The organism is Infirmifilum sp. (assembly GCF_049970975.1).
Classification (GTDB): Archaea; Thermoproteota; Thermoprotei; order Thermofilales; family Thermofilaceae; genus Thermofilum; species Thermofilum uzonense.
Genome location: NZ_JBMFLX010000002.1, coordinates 1 through 16,032 on the forward strand (window position 1 = coordinate 1; position 16,032 = coordinate 16,032).

Genomic DNA, 16,032 nt, shown 5'->3' on the forward strand with positions numbered 1-16,032 from the left:
ACGGCGGAGGTCCCGGGTTCGAATCCCGGCCGGTCCACTCTCTATATTTTTGGGGGTTCTAGCATGTCTTCTATGCTTCCTATTCCTCGAGAAGGCCTTCGATCCTGCTTTGGAGTTCTTCCAGCTCCCTGAGCATTGCATCGATGCCGTTAAGTGCCTTCCTTTGGCCTGGGACGATGCTCGCGTAAGCCCTGAGGGTGGCGATGCGCGTGCAAGAACTTCGGCCTAGAGATAAACGCGGGCATCAATGCATGCTTGGACATTGACCACAAGACAGGATGCAACGTCTCAGCGCCGGCTAAAAACGAAGCCTTTGTACCGACGCATCAAGGAGTCATATCACTTGCCGAGAAAAAAGGCAGGATACGAGCACCAGGATCCAGAGAATAACCCCCTGGAATGGTAACCCGGAAGCCGCCCCACGCGGTCGGCGGTGGTCCGCTCTTACCGATTGTTATTACTTCCACGTCTTTCCAGCAAAAGGTTTTTCTATCCATTATGCCAAGCCATGGGTAGGCGGTAAACAATGGCCGTACGCACTTTCGAGGTTACAGGGGAGATGAAGCTTCGGCTTGGCGAGCGTCGCAAGTTCCGAATATATCTCAGGGGGTTGGGAGAAAAAGACGTATTGGAGAAACTCTACAGCCTGTTGGGGAGTCGCCACAAGGTTACCCGTAACCACGTCAAGATCACGGGTATAAGGGAAGTAAGCCCTGACGACGTCGAAGACGTCTATGTGAAGGCGCTAGCGGCTACGGATAGGGTTGTCTTGTACGCCTAAGTTTTGATCTGCCAAAGAATATTTATTCTAGGCTTTTGTTCAAGCCCTTGATGTCGTCACAGCAGTCGAGGGAGAGAATAGCCCAAGAATACACCGTGCTGAGCCAGTTGGCCGAGGAGCTACAAAAAGAGATCACACTGGCGCAAAACCTGTTGCAGGAGGTCGACGCTACTGTAATAACTCTAAAGAACATAAGCTCCCTGGGAGAGTCAAAAGAGATACTTATACCCATCTCGTCGGGAGTCTACGCGAAGGCTTTGATCAATAGACAGGAAAAGTTCCTTGTTGCCATCGGCTCCAACATCCTCGTTGAGAAGGATTTAAACGAGACGCTGCAGTTTCTTGAGCAGAGGAGGGGCGAGCTGCAAAAAATCATCGAGAGAAGAGTAGACGAGCTAAACAATGTCCTTGGAAGGCTACAGCAGCTACAGGCTTCACTAAGGTAGAATTGATGTCCGCTAGAAAGCTCTCCAAGATTTTTAGAGAGTTCGTTGACACGCTGGCCTTCAAAGAGCTCACGCCTGAGAGGTTTGACGAGGCAGCTTCAAAGCTTTTCATAGAGCTGGTGCAGAGCGATGTAGCGGTAGAGGTGGCTGAGGGGATAATAGGGGATCTTAGGAGTAAGGTCGTGGGTCAGAGGATTCAAAGGGGGAGGAGCGTAAAAGAGTTTCTAGAATCCGAGCTTCGTGCAACTCTTCAAGAGGTTTTTGAGAGGGCAGGCTGGATAGACCTTGAGAAGTTAGCCATGGAGCAGGCCAGGCAAAAAGGAGTTTTCAAGGTCATCTTTTTAGGCCCAAACGGCCACGGGAAGACAACCACTATTGGAAAGCTCTCCTATCGATTCTCGAAGAAGGGGCTAAGGGTATTGATAGCCGCAGCCGATACTTTCAGAGCCGGTGCGATAGAGCAGGTTTCACAGATAGCTAGCCTCGCCGGTGCCGGCGTCTTCAGCATGGGGTATGGTGCCGACCCGGCAGCCGTCGCGTATGAGGCTGTTGAGAGGGCTAGAAGGGGAGGTTACAACGTGGTCATGATAGATACCGCTGGGAGGATGCATACAAAGAAAAACCTAATGGATGAGATGAAGAAGATCATAAGGGTGGTGGAGCCAGACTTCAAAATATTCGTTGGGGACGCGTTGACAGGTAATGACGCGGTTGAGATGGCCCGCTCTTTCCACTCGGAGGTGGGAATAGATGGAAGCATAGTATCGAAGTTTGACGCGGACGTGAAGGGTGGAGTTGTTGTCTCGCTAGTCTACGTGACTGGGAGGCCTGTGCTGTACGTGGGTACAGGGCAGCGTCTCGAAGACCTAGAGCCTTTCGATTACAAGAGCTTTATAGACTCACTTCTATCCTTCTAGCGGCCGGCTTTTAGACAGTTAAAAATTTATTATTGTAGAGGAAGATTAAATGTGCACAAACGCGACTTTCTTACGCTTAGGGACTATACCCCTGAGGAGATAAGGCTTCTCATAGATGACGCAATACTCTTGAAGAGGCTAAGACAGCACGGGAAGACAGTTCTGCCATACCTTACAGGCCTTAACATCGCTATGATTTTCGAGAAACCGTCTACGAGAACAAGAGCCTCGTTCACGGTGGCTATCGAGGAGCTAGGCGCGTTCCCAATCTCCTATTCTGCCCAGGAGCTACAGCTATCCAGGGGGGAGCCTGTTAAGGATCTAGGTAGGGTGCTGTCACGCTACCACCACGCTCTCGCGGCTAGAGTTTTCCGGCACTCTGACCTCGTTGAGCTAGCCAAATTCTCGAGCGTGCCGGTTATTAATCTTTTAAGCGACCAGTACCATCCTCTGCAAGCCCTAGCGGACTACATGACGATCATGGAGAAGAAGGGCAGAATTGAAGGTGTAAAGATAGCCTTTGTAGGCGACGGCCGCGACAACGTTTTCAACTCGCTTGCGATAGCAGGCGTTAAGCTCGGGGCTAAGGTCAGGGTAGCCGCTCCGAGGCAGTACGGGCCTGACCCGGGGGTGCTTGGGGAAGAGATTTACAGGAGGATTGAGGTATACGAGGATCCCTTCGAGGCGGTAAGGGATGTCGACGTGATTTATACGGATGTTTTCGTGAGCATGGGCCAAGAGAAGGAGCGTGAGGAGAGAATTAAAACATTTTTGCCGAGGTATCAAGTTAATGCGGAGCTCTTAAAGAGGGTTGGCAGGGACGACTACATAGTCATGCATTGTCTCCCGGCACACAGGGGGGAGGAGATAACAGACGATGTGATAGAGAGTCCTCAAAGCGTTGTGTTTGACGAGGCTGAGAACAGGCTCCACACCTCGAAGGCTGTTCTGCTCTACCTGCTTAATCCGCACTGGAGGCAGAGAATTTGAAGTTCCGTGACCTATTTTCTCAAAATTATTCATCCTCGTTTCCTCCCGCTGCTCCGAGGCGACCCTGGAACTCGCCTTCTACGTTGACTCTTGCTCCACCTCTTCTTTTAACATAGGCTTCCACGTAAAAGTTTCCGAAAGCCTGTAGAGCTACTCTACCGGCGAGAGCTTGGAGAAGATCGCAGTCCCTAATAGTAGCGGCGCGAAGACTGGTACCCCTATACACCTGGCCAACCTCGCTATTGGTAGTCGTGTACAGGGGGTAGGCTGTACGGGCTTCAGCCTCCAGTGCTAGTCCTGTTAGATTTGCTTTAAGGAGCTCTTCAAGGAAGTAGCATGCCAGGTCGTCTGCCGTGAAGGGGAGCACGTACAAGCTGTCACTTGGATATTGGCCAAGGTTTGAGACAACGTTGAGTTTTACGTCTGTGTAGTTTTTAGGCTTCAACCGTATTAGTCTAGTGGAAGCTATAATCGGGGATCGTGACACTCTTTCCTCTATCTCGCGCGGGATCGACTCACCGATATGTAGATGGTGGATCCTCACGTTGTACTCCTTCTCTATGTCGAGAAGAAGGTCTAGCAATAGGAGTGACTGGAGATTCTCCAGTGTCACGGCGACGAGTACGTCATCTGTCCTAGGGCTGAAAGCCCTCAAGGATCGCGTAAACCTTTTCTTCATCACGGTGTTCATGTTATACTTAGCTGGTGCTCTTGGTTAAAAAAACAGTCATCGAGGTTGATGGCTGCAGTGGAGTAGACATTACGGAGACCTTGAGCAGTCTGAAGGACTTTACCCAGAGCATTCAAATCGAGACACCCCAAGGTCTCTCCAGGGTTGAGGTACGCGTGAAGAGGATTGAGAGGAGTGGCGAGTGTTGGTATTTGAAAATCGGGTTAAGGAAGCGTGACGGGTGGCTTTGGGGCGAGGATTTCTCAGTATGCGTTGAAGAGGCTGGGCCCCTCTTCAGGATTAACATTGAGAGAATAAAGGGGGTTGGACGTGTGCACGCTGACGTCTTCGGGTTGTGGATTGTCGAGTTGCTGAAGAAAAAATGTGCTGCGGTCTCCCCAGTAATAGTGTCACGTCTCTAGCTTTCCTGATCCTATTCTGGTATCCTGGCACGCTTGAACATCCAGTCCGGCTTGCCTAAGGGACGTGTAGCATCGATTCCCATCTTTGATGTCATGAGGCTCTTCTGGTCAGCTGAGGGGTCTAGGCTACTCCCCCTAACCCCCCTCAATATTATTACGTCTTCGTCCGGCTGCATCCTTGTAGCTATAGCCCATTCGACTTCTCGGGGGTTGTCGGGATTCACGTCGCCGTCAACTACTACGACTAGCTTGAGCGAGGGGTGTGCTGCGAAGGCGGCCAAGATAGCGTTTTTAGCATCCCCGTCCACGTTTTTGTCGATGCTGACAACCGCGTAAAGCCACCCGCCCCCGGAAACCGGGAGTCTGACCCTATGGACTCTAGGGACAACCTTACTGACAGACTCCCATATGGTTACCTCCCGCGGGAACCCCATAAGTAATATGTGTTCTTCTCCTGAGGGCAGAATCGAGTAAAACAATGGGCTTGGACGTGCAAGAATCTCGTGTACTTTGAAGACAGGCTCCTCACGCACCTCATCATACGTGCCTAGTATATCCACGAAGGGCCCTTCCTTAGCCCTCCTATCAAGGAGGAACTCTCCTAGGATCACGTATTCGCTTGGAACCGGTAGGGGGACTCCTTCGAGTAGGTCTACTGTGGCGGCTAGACTACCCCCTGCCAGGCTGTTCGCCACTTCGGCCTCGTATACCCCGTAGGGGGGACTTGATGCGGCGGTCAGGTAGAAGATTGGGGGAGCGCCTATAAGTATGGCGGCCCTTAATGGGCACCTCTTCTTCTCGGCTTTCGTAAACATGTGGTAGAGGTGTCTAGGGACAAGTCTGACGGCTAAGTGGTTCTCGTCGAGCAGCATAGCCCTATGAATACTAGCATTGATAGCGTTTCCGTCGCACTCCTTGGCCACAAAGATTCCAGCCGTTATGTAGTGGCCCCCGTCGAGCTCGAAGAACTTTGGGATGGGTAGTTTGTAAAGGTCATCTCCCAGCGAGGCCATCGAGGGGGTTTCCAGTAGCTCGATCTTCCTCGGAGATGCCAGGGCCCTAGACATCTGCAAATAAGCCTCAGCGTCGCTAGACACGTTTAAAGCCAAATACAGGGCCTCCCGTGAGGCAAGCAGATTCGAGACTATAGGTCCTTTCTCGGAGTTGACCAGGATGGGACTAGGCTGAGCCTCCTGAATAAACCTGGCGACCTGGAACTCTAGCTTTAGCATCGAAGAAGGCGATACAAGCCTTTTCCTCGATGAGAGCTCTTTCAGGAAAAGCCTCAAATCTAGCTCGGGTCTTCCTCCCCCAGTATTAGACATCAGGACTGCGCCTCAGCCTTCTGGACCACCTTTATGTCCTCAGCGCTGATGGTTACAGGCAACACGTAGACGGCCTCGGCTAACTCCACCTTGACCTCGTTCCTGGTGGGGTCGACGCTGACTATCTTACCCCTCATCCCCGCAAACGGGCCCCTTATAATCTCTATGATGTCCCCGACTTTCACGCTTTCGACTATGGGCTTCGGCTTGATCAAGGCCTCCATCTCCTGATAGCTTATAGCCCCTCTGACAGCTCCTCGTACATGCTTCATCCCCATTACGAGCCTCTGGGCCTCGTACAGGGCATCACACTCTATAAACACGAGGCCCCTAACCCCCGGCACGACGACGATAGAGTATACCCTGTAGCCACCGCCTTTCGCACGGTTATACAACAGCTGGGCCACGTTGTACTCCTGGCCCACAGTGACGCGGAAGGCATAGAAACGCGTGCCCTTCGAGCTCTTCTCCCCCACTTGCATACACCCTAAAGCTTGCTTCTACCCCTAAGGTACATTGTGACGAGTACGAGAACCAGGGCTACGAGCACACCCCCCACAACCATGTACTCGCGGGGGATAGCCGTGAAGCTTGCAAACTCGAGCATGCTTCCTACAAGCTGGAACGCAAAGCCTATGCTCCCCAGAAGCCCCAAGCCAAGCAGGACTGTTTTGAGTGTAAGCATGTACTCCTCTTTCGTCGGCTTAGTAGCAAGCTTCAACACTTTAACCCAGTCTTCGAAGGTCTCTCTGAGGCCCACAACATTACACCCTGTACCTCATCAACCCTCGATCATAAAAAACTTTGCCGCCGACCGCGTGGGACGGGTCTGAAACACGCAATAATAGGAATATTCCTTAAAGTAAAGTATATAAAGGTCTGATATACAACACTAAAATGCTGCCGTGGACCCCGGCGGCTCGCCTGGATCACGGGGGAGGCAACCTCCCCCAATGAAAAGGCGGCCTCCGTCCACGGCAACACAGTGCTTCCCCGAGAAAACTGGGGCACAAGAACGTGCTCCTGCACTCTCGGGGAAAAGAAAGTGAGGCGCGGTGCGCAGGCTCATAAATGGTGCTCCGCCCGCTCGCGGCCAGACTCCGGTTGATCCTGCCGGACCCGACTGCTATCAGGGTGGGGCTAACCCATGGAAGTCTAGGAGCCGGGGCTACGGCCGGCTCCGGCGGACGGCTCAGTAGCACGTGGCTAACCTACCCTCGGGAGGGGGATAACCCCGGGAAACTGGGGCTAATCCCCCATAGGCGCAGACTCCTGGAATGGGTCCGCGCCGAAAAGGCTGCAACGCCATGCCCGTTGCAGCCGCCCGAGGATGGGGCTGCGCCCCATCAGGTAGTTGGCGGGGTAACGGCCCGCCAAGCCGATAACGGGTGGGGGCCGTGAGAGCGGGAGCCCCGAGATGGGCACTGAGACAAGGGCCCAGGCCCTACGGGGCGCACCAGGGGCGAAACTTCCGCAATGCGGGAAACCGTGACGGAGCCACCCTGAGTGCCACCCGATGAGGGTGGCTTTTGCCCGGTCTAAAAAGCCGGGCGAATAAGCGGGGGGCAAGCCTGGTGTCAGCCGCCGCGGTAATACCAGCCCCGCGAGTGGTCGGGACGATTATTGGGCCTAAAGCGTCCGTAGCCGGCCCGGCAAGTCCCCCTTTAAAGCCCACGGCTCAACCGTGGGAGCGGGGGGATACTGTCGGGCTAGGGGGCGGGAGAGGCCGGGGGTACTCCTGGGGTAGGGGCGAAATCCTATAATCCCAGGAGGACCACCAGTGGCGAAGGCGCCCGGCTGGAACGCGCCCGACGGTGAGGGACGAAAGCTGGGGGAGCAAAGGGGATTAGATACCCCCGTAGTCCCAGCTGTAAACGATGCGGGCTAGGTGTTGGGTGGGCCTCGAGCCCGCCCAGTGTCGTAGGGAAGCCGTTAAGCCCGCCGCCTGGGGAGTACGGCCGCAAGGCTGAAACTTAAAGGAATTGGCGGGGGAGCACCACAAGGGGTGAAGCTTGCGGTTTAATTGGAGTCAACGCCGGAAACCTCACCGGGGGCGACAGCAGGATGAAGGCCAGGCTAACGACCTTGCCAGACGAGCTGAGAGGAGGTGCATGGCCGTCGCCGGCTCGTGCCGTGAGGTGTCCTGTTAAGTCAGGGAACGAGCGAGACCCCCGCCCCTAGTTGCAACCCAGCCTTTCGGGGCTGGGGCACTCTAGGGGGACTGCCGGCGATAAGCCGGAGGAAGGTGGGGGCTACGGCAGGTCAGTATGCCCCGAAACCCCCGGGCTACACGCGAGCTGCAATGGCGGGGACAGCGGGCTCCGACCCCGAAAGGGGAAGGAAATCCCGTAAACCCCGCCTCAGTAGGAATCGAGGGCTGCAACTCGCCCTCGTGAACGTGGAATCCCTAGTAACCGCGTGTCACCAACGCGCGGTGAATACGTCCCTGCTCCTTGCACACACCGCCCGTCGCTCCACCCGAGGGAGGCCCAGGTGAGGCCTCTCGCCGAAAGGTGGGAGGTCGAATCTGGGCCTCCCAAGGGGGGAGAAGTCGTAACAAGGTGGCCGTAGGGGAACCTGCGGCCGGATCACCTCCTTTTTGATCCGGTCGGAAAGCCTGCGCACCGCGCCTCACGCCTACTCATAATGGATGCAACCCCGGAGGCCAGGCCTCCTGGGTGAAGGGCGCAAGCCCCCATGCGACGCCATGGGGGATGATGAGCGCCGCGCAGGAGTGTGCAGATCAGGCTTACACCAGTAGACAGCTCGAAGCCGTCCGGTGGATGGCTAGGCTCGGGCGCCGAGGAAGGCCGTGGCAAGCGGCGATACGCCTCGGGTAGCCGCATGCAGGCTTTGATCCGAGGATCGCCGAATGGGACCTCCTGTTACGGGCGAATAGCCCGTAACGCTCGGGAAACCCTCTCGGGGAGTACCGAGCGGGAACCCCCCCAACGGAAACATCTTAGTAGGGGGAGGAGAAGAAACCAACAGGGATCCCCTGAGTAGGGGCGACCGAAAGGGGGAGAGCCCAAACCGAACTCCTAGGCGATAAGCCTGGGCGGATGTGGTGTTGTAGGGCCCCGCGTCCTCCCGGCCTCGGGTAGCCGAAGTGGGCTGGAAGGCCCCGCCGCAGAGGGTGACAGCCCCGTAGGCGAAACCCGAGGGGGGAGATGGCGGGTGTCCCTGAGTACCACGGCTTGGTTTTGCTGTGGGAAGCTGGGGGGCACCGACCTCCAAGGCTAAATACGTCCCGAGACCGATAGCGAACTTAGTACCGTGAGGGAAAGCTGAAAAGCACCCCGGAAGGGGGGTGAAAAGAGCCTGAAACCGGACGGTTACAGGTGGCGTGGCCCGAAAGGGTCGATCCTCCCTAAAGGAACCCCGGGCGACCGGGTAGTACGAGGGGAGGGGACCGGGGTCACGCCTTACGTCTAGAAACACGGGCCGGGGAGTTCACGGCTGTGGCGAGCCTAAGGGGGTCAAGCCCCGAAGGCGCAGGGAAACCGACAAGCCCGTAGCCGGTCGCCAGACCGGTGTGGGGCGGGGTCTGAAAGGGCCCGGAGTCACAGCCGTGAGACCAGAAACCGAGCGATCTAGGCCGGGGCAGGGTGAAGCCCGGCGAAAGCCGGGTGGAGGCCCGAAGGGGTTCTGACGTGCAATTCGTTCCCATGACCTCGGCCTAGGGGCAAAAGACCAATCAAGCTCGGTGATAGCTGGTTCCCCCCAAAGCGGGTCCCAGCCCGGCCCGCCCGGAGGTGGCCAATCGGGTAGGGCACCGATTGGGGGTTTAGGGGCCGAAAGGCCCCGGCTCCCTTTCGAACCCCGAACCGATTGGCACCGTAGATGGGCGGAGACGGGTTCTGGCGGATAAGCCGCCAGGCCGAGAGGGGAACAACCCAGACCGGGGTTAAGGCCCCTAAGTGCCGGCTAAAGTGTCAAGCCAGAAGGGTGTCCCCCGCCTTAGACAGCGGGGCCGTAGGCTTAGAAGCAGCCATCGGCTAAGAAGTGCGTAACAGCTTACCCGCCGAGGCGGGGGGCCCCGAAGATTAGCGGGACTAAGCCGGCCGCCGAGACCCCGGGGCACCCCACACTGTGGGGTGATCCGGTAGGGGGGCGTCCGGGTGGACTAGAAGTCGGGCCGTGAGGTCCGATGGATCCGCTCGGAACGAAAATCCCGGCGGTAGTAAGAGCGCAAGAGGGGTGAGAATCCCCTCCGCCGAAAGGGCAAGGGTTCCTCAGCAACGGTCGTCGGCTGAGGGTTAGCCGGTCCTAAGGCGGCCCTTAACCGGTGCCGCCGAAAGGGAAAGGGGTTAATATTCCCCTGCCGTGGGGGTACGCTTCGCGGCAACGCAAGGCCCCACTCCTGACGCCGCGGGATAGGGGGAGTAGGGCCACCGCCCTATCCAAGCGCTGAAGCCCGTGGAGTGCCGTCATGGCGAGAAACGGGTGAAGGCGTGATGGGCCCGCCGTTAGGCGGGTTCCCCCGACTCCCGGGGCCAGTGAAAAGGGAGTGGGGAAGGATCCCCCACGACCGTACCGAGAACCGACACAGGTGCCCCTGGGTGAGAAGCCCAAGGCGTGGCGGGGTAACCCGGGCTAGGGAACTCGGCAAATTAGCCCCGTAACTTCGGGATAAGGGGTGCCTGCGGTCTTGGGGCCTACCCCTGGGACCGCAGGTCGCAGTGACAAGGGGGACCCGACTGTTTAATAAAAACATAGGTCCCCGCGAGCCCGAAAGGGTGAGTACGGGGGCTGAATCCTGGCCACTGGCGGTACGTGAAACCCGGGTACAACCGGGCGAAGCGCCGCTGAAGGCCGGGAGTAACTCTGACTCTCTTAAGGTAGCCAAATGCCTTGCCGGGTAAGTTCCGGCGCGCATGAATGGATCAACGAGGTCCCCACTGTCCCAGCCCGGGACCCGCTGAACCCGCAACCAGGTGCAGAGTCCTGGGAGTCCCGGTGGGGCGAGAAGACCCCGTGGAGCTTCACAGCAGCCTGGCGTTGGGATACGGCTGCGGGTGCGGAGCGTAGGCGGGAGCGATGAAACCAGTCCTCCGGGGCTGGTGGATGCGATCATGAAACACCGCTCACTCGTGGCTGTATCCCTAACCCTGGGGCGATCCTGGGGGACAGCGCCAGGTGGGCTGTTCGGCTGGGGCGGCACACCCCTGAAAAGGTATCAGGGGTGCCCAAAGCTCGGCTCAGGCGGGTCAGAACTCCGCCGTAGAGGGCAAGGCCAAAAGCCGGGCTGACTGCGCCCTTAAACGCATGGGGCGCAGGCGGGAAACCGGGGCCTAGCGAACGCTCGTGCCCCCTTCGGTGGGGGCCGGGCATGACAGAAAAGTTACCCCGGGAATAACCGGCTCGTCGCGGGCGAGAGTTCACATCGACCCCGCGGTTTGGTACCCAGACGTCGTCTCTTCCCAGCTTGGCCCTGCAGCAGGGGCCAAGAGTGGGGCTGCTCGCCCATTAAAGGGGAACGTGAGATGGGTTTAGACCGTCGCGAGACAGGTCGGACTCTACCTGCCGGGACCGTTGGCCGCCTGAGGGGATGGTCCGCTCAGTACGAGAGGAACGGCGGGCCGTGGCCTCTAGTTTACCGGTTGTCCGGTAGGGCACTGCCGGGCAGCCACGCCGCAAGGGGTAACCGCTGAAGGCATCTAAGCGGGAAACCCACCCCGAGACGAGGCGGCCATTCCCGGCCATTGGGCCTCGGCGACGAGGCTTGTGGCCGGGACGAGGGCACCCGTAGAAGACGGGGTTGATGGGGTGGCGGTGTAGGCACCGAGGGTTTCCGAGGTGCGAGCCGGCCACTCCCAATAGCCCGAGGCTGTCTACTGGTGTAAGCCTGAGCACAAATCTCCTGCGCGGCGCGAATTCATTTTCTTCATTCTTTTGATGTTTTTATTCGTCAACTGTTAATTCATTTTTAGTTGGATAACAAATTTTAACCTCCCCTTCTACGTATATGACGATGAGAGTTAGCGAGATTCATATTGGTCGATACCCTCCCGCCCTGTATCTTGATGTTGAGGCTTCACTAATGGACGTGTTCCTAGGAATGGCCTCGAAGCGTGTAAGGCATTGTCCTCTGGTGGACGGTAATGGTCGGCTTGTCGGCATGGTCTCTGTGAGGGATCTTATTGACTTTTTAGGTGGTAAAAGGTTCGAGACGGTTGTAGGGGGGCTTTTCGGCGGTGATGTGTTGAAGGCTCTCCGAGCGACGAAGGCCCGAGAACTGAGTTATAAGCCTCCTTTCGTCTATGTCGACTCTGATTTAAGGGAGGTTGTTGAGACGATGCTGGAGAAGGGGGTTGGGGCTTTGGCCGTTATTGACAGGGATGGAAAGTTGCGGGGGCTTATCTCGGAGCGTCATCTGATCTCTCTTTTCGCGGATATTGAAACCCATGTTAAAGTCAAGGAGATCATGACGAGTAATTTTGTCAGTTTGTCGCCCAGTGATACTCTTGCTGCGGGAATGAAGGTTATGTCTGAGCGCAGGGTTCGTCGACTCCCATTGATCTCGGGTGGTGCTCTGGAGGGGATCGTCACTGTTAAGGACATGATAGGCTTCCTAGCATCAGAGGAGTCTCTGAACTCATTGAGCTCTGGGAGAGTGGAGGCTGTTTACGGCGTGCCCCTATCCTATATTGCAAGCAGGCCTGTGTTAACAGTCGATCCTGAAGAGGACGTGGGAAAAGCCATACTAAAGATGAAGAACCACAATGTAGGGGCCCTCATGGTGGCTGTGGGTCAGAGGCCTATAGGTATACTTACTGAACGCGACGTCATGTCTAGATTGCCACGCATCAGAGGAGTAGAGACGTTCATAGATGAGATGCGCCAGAAGATATACGCTTCCCGTGTTTCCTTCTAGAGGAGCAGCGTAACGGATATATTTTCTTTCTGTAGTTTATTTTTCAAGCCGGGGTCGCCTAGCCTGGTCTAGGGCGCCGGACTCATAATCAACCGGGATGAGCTATCCGGTCTTCCCGGGTTCGAATCCCGGCCCCGGCACTATATCCTACTAGCCGGTCTCCCGTTCATCGATTTCCTAGTGCCTCGTGTGTGGCAAAAAATTTTTGAGTGAAACCCTTACTAATACGTGTGGTGCGGCCGTAGTCTAGTCTGGTAGGATGGCGGCCTCCCAAGCCGCAGAGCCCTGTAGGCGCGGAGAACCCGGGTTCAAATCCCGGCGGCCGCACCTCATATGCACTTCTGGTCACTTGGGGATAGCGTGAATGAATCCTCAGCCTACTCCTAATCCTGGTTGCAAAACGCTTATAACGGCATCAATGGAAGGGTTCAGTGGTGATTTCGTGAGCCTTACGGGAGTCGAAAGGTTCGTGCTTGCATATATCTACTATGAGTATGGCGGGAAAATATACTTCCAGGCTAGCAGCAACACCCCTGAGGAGTATCTAGCAGAGTTTATCACTGAGGAGTTTCTCCCCCGCAAGAACCCGAACTTTGCACGCGTCGTTGCTGGATTCGCGGAGGCTCTAAGAGGGTTGAAGGATAAAGGCTATGTTTCAATGACTGGATACGAGGTAAACCTGACGGATGACGGTAAGAGGGAGGCCATGAAGGTTCCTCAGGAGGAGTACAGAGAGCTCAAAAGGAAGTTTACCAAGGTTTAAGGGCTTCCTGAGAGTTGGAAAACATATTCTTCCTTGCTAGGGTCAAATTTTCTGACGACTACACCTTTCTCGATAAGCGATGTAAGGGCCTTGTAGAAAACAGCGGGCTTAATCCCCTTTTTCTTACTCCACTCGTAGAGTTGGCTGCGCGTAAGCCCCCCGCCCTCCGGCTTCAAACGTTCAAGTATTAACTCTTCAACCTCCTCTGTCAGTAGAGCCCCTATACCGGGCTCCTCCCTCTTTTCCCCCTCTACAGTTTTCTTCTCCTCTGACCCTGGTGTTAGGAATGCTGTGAGGTCTACACCACTAGGCTGTTTTTCCTCCTTTTTTCGTTTAGAGGGCATCCGCTTTTACCATTTATTCAAATCGGAGAATTGCTTATTATGTTTTCGTGGGAGTTATACTTCTCAAAATCAATTCGCGGTCAACGACTAATTGTCTTTTAAATACCTCGAAATAGGTCTCAGGGACTTTTTTAATGAGAGTTGCCGAGACATAGATGACACCGTTGAACTCCCTTATCATCCCATATACCAGCACGGGCGTACCCTCGACAAGCCAACCCATCGTCTCCACCGGTATTTTATCTGGCCAGACACGAACAATCACTTCATGCTCTTCAAAGCTGAGAGTGTAGTCTTGAAACGATCTCCCCTTGTAAAGACTCTTTACTACTCCAATTGTGCTTATTTTCCTTGCACGCAGAGTTACATCTTTAAAACTTAGATTCAACGATACAGCGGCCCCGATCTTTACAATGTTCTCTGCCCTAATCTCTGATGGTAGCACCCGCAGGTGTCCATCAACGCCGGCTGCGCGTTCTTCAGCCATTACGTGTCTAACATGTCTCGCAACGATTTAAGCTTCGCTAATTTAAAATGGTGATGCTTTCTAGGCAGTTGAGCGTGAACCTATCAAATAGGTTCTTCGGCAAGCTGAAGATACCTGACAGCCACATACTTATCATAGGTCCAACCGGGTCAGGTAAGACGAATACCGCTAAGGTTCTTGTCGAGGAGTACGTAAAGAAAGGGGTAAGTGTTTTGATACTTGATTGGCACGGTGAATACAAGGGTCTGAAGAGATATGTTCCCGGGGAGAACCTGTCGATGAATATCCTCGCCGGCCACGACAAGATCGACGTGGAGTTTGTGGTCGACCTCTTGTCTCAGGTCTTCCAGTTGACTGAACCTCAATGGTATTTTCTAGTTAAAAGCCTTAAAGAGAGAGGCAAAGATGGCTTAAAGCTCTCGTATCTCATAGAAGCCGTGGAGGATCAACCTTCACGAGACTACAAGGAGTTTGAAGTCAAGGCAGCCCTGCTCCGCAGGCTATCTCTACTAAACGAGGGCGTTATGGGCATGGTTTTGAACGGTGACGAAGCCCCCTATTTCCTTTTTGAAGACAACGTCATCGTCGATCTAAGCACGCTCCCATTAAAGTACAGAGGGTTACTAGCCCTGGTCATTTTAAAACACCTCTATGACTTTTCAGTGTTCGCTAGAGGAATCACAGGAAGGATACTTCACGCCACGTTGATCGAGGAGGCATGGAATATAATTCCTTACAGGGCCAGGTGGGATCCCCCCTCCATAGGTGAGAGGCTCTTCCTGGAAGTCAGGAAGTTCGGCGAACAAGTCATAGCTGTCTCGCAGAGGCTTGACGACCTTTCAGAGCGAGTCGTGAGAAACTCACAACTCATCTTGATTCATAACCCGTACCCCCAGGATCTTCTCAAGATAGGTTTCCAAGCTGATACAATATCAAGAACAAGGTTTAAAGCTAGACGGGGAATTATCTACGCTGTATATCCTGACACAGTCAAGCCTCTACGGGTTAGGCGTGCCAGCATCCTCTAAGTCATAAGCTTCACGCAAATAAAATATATTAATGTTCGACGTTTAAGCTTCGGTGTCTGAATGCAGAGGAAGGAGAGGAGATTAAGGATTCGTAGAAAAGATGAGGTGCCGGAGGGCAAGGCTTACATGAATCCTTCAACAATGGCCGAGCTCGGGATAACCTCCGAGATTGAAGTCGTGATAGCCGGCAAGAAAAAACTACACTTCTCGAGCCAAACATTCGACAAGGTACCTCCCAACGAGGTTTGGTGCAACACCGACGAGCTTAAAACTCTGGGGGTGGCTGATAACACAATAGCAACTGTAAGAGCTAGAGAGGTGAGCACGAGTGTCTAGCGTCTCAATAGCCGACGCTAAACTAATAGCCATCCTACGCAAGGAGCTTACCCTCGCACAGGCAATACTCAACGACATAGCCCGGGTCTTGAAGACCATCGAAGACGATACTCAACGCGAGGAGCAGAAGAAACTCTTGGAAAACGCCCAGAGGATGAAGAACGAGACCAAGGATCTTCAAACAGAGTACCTCTCCTATCTCTCCAAAATCTCGCGGATGCTTGAGCACAAGGAGGAGTGGGTCAGAATAGGCTCTAGAATAATGGCAATCATAGACAGGCTAAGCGGCATCACGAACAGGCTAAGCTTTCTAATACAGCGCAACTGGGTTGTCCCCGCCAACATCAAGGACGGGCTCATAAACATGAGTGAAGAACTAGGAAGAATGCTACAGACCATGGATGAACTTCTCAATAAACTACAGTCAAACCCCGCACAGGCCCTAGATTCTATCAAGCAGATATCGGAGCTTGAAAACAAGATAGATTCAATTTATAGATCCACGATCTTCAGCATCCTAGACTCGAACGTCTCAAGTAGTACTTCCCTCCTACTCCTAAGCGTCGCCGAGATGCTTGAAGATATCTCCGACACTGTCTACGACTTGACAACCAACGTCTACATACTCCTATTCTATCTCCTATAG

17 protein-coding genes, 2 tRNA genes and 2 rRNA genes are annotated in these 16,032 nt (G+C 54.8%); 15 read left to right on the forward strand and 6 right to left on the reverse strand.

The features are described 5' to 3' along the window. The 5 genes from ACP5KC_RS00670 to argF form a co-directional block, all read left to right on the forward strand. Window positions 1-229, forward strand: a 229-nt coding sequence (locus ACP5KC_RS00670) for a hypothetical protein (protein ID WP_428286726.1), incomplete at its 5' end; no start/stop codon positions are given. A 297-nt stretch (window positions 230-526) separates the two neighbouring features. Beyond that, window positions 527-781: a 50S ribosomal protein L18Ae gene (gene rpl18a / locus ACP5KC_RS00675; RefSeq protein WP_052884720.1), complete on the forward strand. Its 255-nt coding sequence runs from the start codon at window positions 527-529 to the stop codon at window positions 779-781. Between the two features lie 50 nt (window positions 782-831). Beyond that, entirely contained in the window at window positions 832-1,227 is a 396-nt protein-coding gene (gene pfdA / locus ACP5KC_RS00680; protein WP_052884721.1) for a prefoldin subunit alpha, read from the forward strand. A gap of 5 nt (window positions 1,228-1,232) precedes the next feature. Continuing rightward, window positions 1,233-2,144: a signal recognition particle-docking protein FtsY gene (gene ftsY, locus ACP5KC_RS00685; RefSeq protein ID WP_273433741.1), complete on the forward strand. Its 912-nt coding sequence runs from the start codon at window positions 1,233-1,235 to the stop codon at window positions 2,142-2,144. Window positions 2,145-2,195: 51 nt separating this feature from the next. Further along, window positions 2,196-3,134 (forward strand): ornithine carbamoyltransferase, encoded by a 939-nt coding sequence (gene argF / locus ACP5KC_RS00690; RefSeq protein WP_236944877.1) that lies wholly within the window; start codon window positions 2,196-2,198, stop codon window positions 3,132-3,134. 25 nt (window positions 3,135-3,159) lie between these two features. Here argF and ACP5KC_RS00695 read toward each other — a convergent pair whose 3' ends face one another. Beyond that, complete coding sequence (locus ACP5KC_RS00695) at window positions 3,160-3,825, reverse strand: hypothetical protein (protein ID WP_052884724.1); 666 nt, start codon at window positions 3,823-3,825, stop codon at window positions 3,160-3,162. 20 nt (window positions 3,826-3,845) lie between these two features. Here ACP5KC_RS00695 and ACP5KC_RS00700 point away from each other — a divergent pair, with 20 nt between their 5' ends. Then, window positions 3,846-4,226: a hypothetical protein gene (locus ACP5KC_RS00700; RefSeq protein ID WP_428286727.1), complete on the forward strand. Its 381-nt coding sequence runs from the start codon at window positions 3,846-3,848 to the stop codon at window positions 4,224-4,226. An 11-nt stretch (window positions 4,227-4,237) separates the two neighbouring features. On the opposite strand, the gene ACP5KC_RS00705 is transcribed toward ACP5KC_RS00700, so the two are convergent. The 3 genes from ACP5KC_RS00705 to ACP5KC_RS00715 are packed head-to-tail and all read right to left on the reverse strand — an operon-like array spanning window position 4,238 to window position 6,311. Beyond that, a complete protein-coding gene (locus tag ACP5KC_RS00705; protein ID WP_273433746.1) occupies window positions 4,238-5,551 on the reverse strand; it encodes a UbiD family decarboxylase in 1,314 nt (437 codons plus the stop codon). Continuing rightward, complete coding sequence (locus tag ACP5KC_RS00710; protein WP_052884729.1) at window positions 5,551-6,027, reverse strand: transcription elongation factor Spt5; 477 nt, start codon at window positions 6,025-6,027, stop codon at window positions 5,551-5,553. The genes ACP5KC_RS00705 and ACP5KC_RS00710 overlap by 1 nt, the downstream gene beginning before the upstream one ends. Before the next feature lie 11 nt (window positions 6,028-6,038). Beyond that, the gene (locus tag ACP5KC_RS00715) at window positions 6,039-6,311 is read right to left on the reverse strand and encodes a protein translocase SEC61 complex subunit gamma (protein ID WP_273433749.1); all 273 of its coding nucleotides are present in this window, start codon (window positions 6,309-6,311) and stop codon (window positions 6,039-6,041) included. Between the two features lie 337 nt (window positions 6,312-6,648). Between ACP5KC_RS00715 and ACP5KC_RS00720 the strand changes: the two genes are divergently transcribed. The 6 genes from ACP5KC_RS00720 (at window position 6,649) to ACP5KC_RS00745 (ending at window position 13,191) form a co-directional block, all read left to right on the forward strand. Then, window positions 6,649-8,148, forward strand: a 16S ribosomal RNA gene (locus ACP5KC_RS00720). Between the two features lie 158 nt (window positions 8,149-8,306). Continuing rightward, window positions 8,307-11,391: ribosomal RNA gene (locus ACP5KC_RS00725) — 23S ribosomal RNA — on the forward strand. Together the 16S and 23S rRNA genes form the textbook arrangement of a ribosomal RNA operon. A gap of 134 nt (window positions 11,392-11,525) precedes the next feature. After that, window positions 11,526-12,428, forward strand: a complete 903-nt coding sequence (locus ACP5KC_RS00730; RefSeq protein ID WP_052884731.1) for a CBS domain-containing protein — start codon at window positions 11,526-11,528, stop codon at window positions 12,426-12,428. 47 nt (window positions 12,429-12,475) lie between these two features. Next, window positions 12,476-12,568: transfer RNA gene (locus ACP5KC_RS00735), tRNA-Met, on the forward strand. 95 nt (window positions 12,569-12,663) lie between these two features. Then, window positions 12,664-12,755 (forward strand) — tRNA-Gly (locus ACP5KC_RS00740). A 115-nt stretch (window positions 12,756-12,870) separates the two neighbouring features. Next, window positions 12,871-13,191: a hypothetical protein gene (locus ACP5KC_RS00745; protein ID WP_428286728.1), complete on the forward strand. Its 321-nt coding sequence runs from the start codon at window positions 12,871-12,873 to the stop codon at window positions 13,189-13,191. Here the strand turns inward: ACP5KC_RS00745 and ACP5KC_RS00750 are convergent. Together ACP5KC_RS00750 and ACP5KC_RS00755 are read right to left on the reverse strand one after the other, a co-directional pair. Continuing rightward, entirely contained in the window at window positions 13,188-13,535 is a 348-nt protein-coding gene (locus ACP5KC_RS00750) for a hypothetical protein (RefSeq protein ID WP_052884733.1), read from the reverse strand. The two genes, ACP5KC_RS00745 and ACP5KC_RS00750, sit on opposite strands and share 4 nt — an antisense overlap. A 37-nt stretch (window positions 13,536-13,572) precedes the next feature. Continuing rightward, on the reverse strand, window positions 13,573-14,022 hold the full coding sequence (locus tag ACP5KC_RS00755; protein ID WP_428286729.1) for a hypothetical protein: 450 nt from the start codon (window positions 14,020-14,022) through the stop codon (window positions 13,573-13,575). A gap of 53 nt (window positions 14,023-14,075) precedes the next feature. Between ACP5KC_RS00755 and ACP5KC_RS00760 the strand changes: the two genes are divergently transcribed. From ACP5KC_RS00760 to ACP5KC_RS00770, 3 genes are read left to right on the forward strand one after another with little or no spacing between them, the layout of a single operon-like run. Next, on the forward strand, window positions 14,076-15,050 hold the full coding sequence (locus ACP5KC_RS00760; RefSeq protein WP_424738164.1) for an ATP-binding protein: 975 nt from the start codon (window positions 14,076-14,078) through the stop codon (window positions 15,048-15,050). A gap of 60 nt (window positions 15,051-15,110) precedes the next feature. Beyond that, entirely contained in the window at window positions 15,111-15,386 is a 276-nt protein-coding gene (locus ACP5KC_RS00765; RefSeq protein ID WP_273434177.1) for a hypothetical protein, read from the forward strand. Next, window positions 15,379-16,032, forward strand: a complete 654-nt coding sequence (locus tag ACP5KC_RS00770; RefSeq protein ID WP_052884737.1) for a DUF47 family protein — start codon at window positions 15,379-15,381, stop codon at window positions 16,030-16,032. Before ACP5KC_RS00765 ends, ACP5KC_RS00770 begins: the two co-directional genes overlap by 8 nt.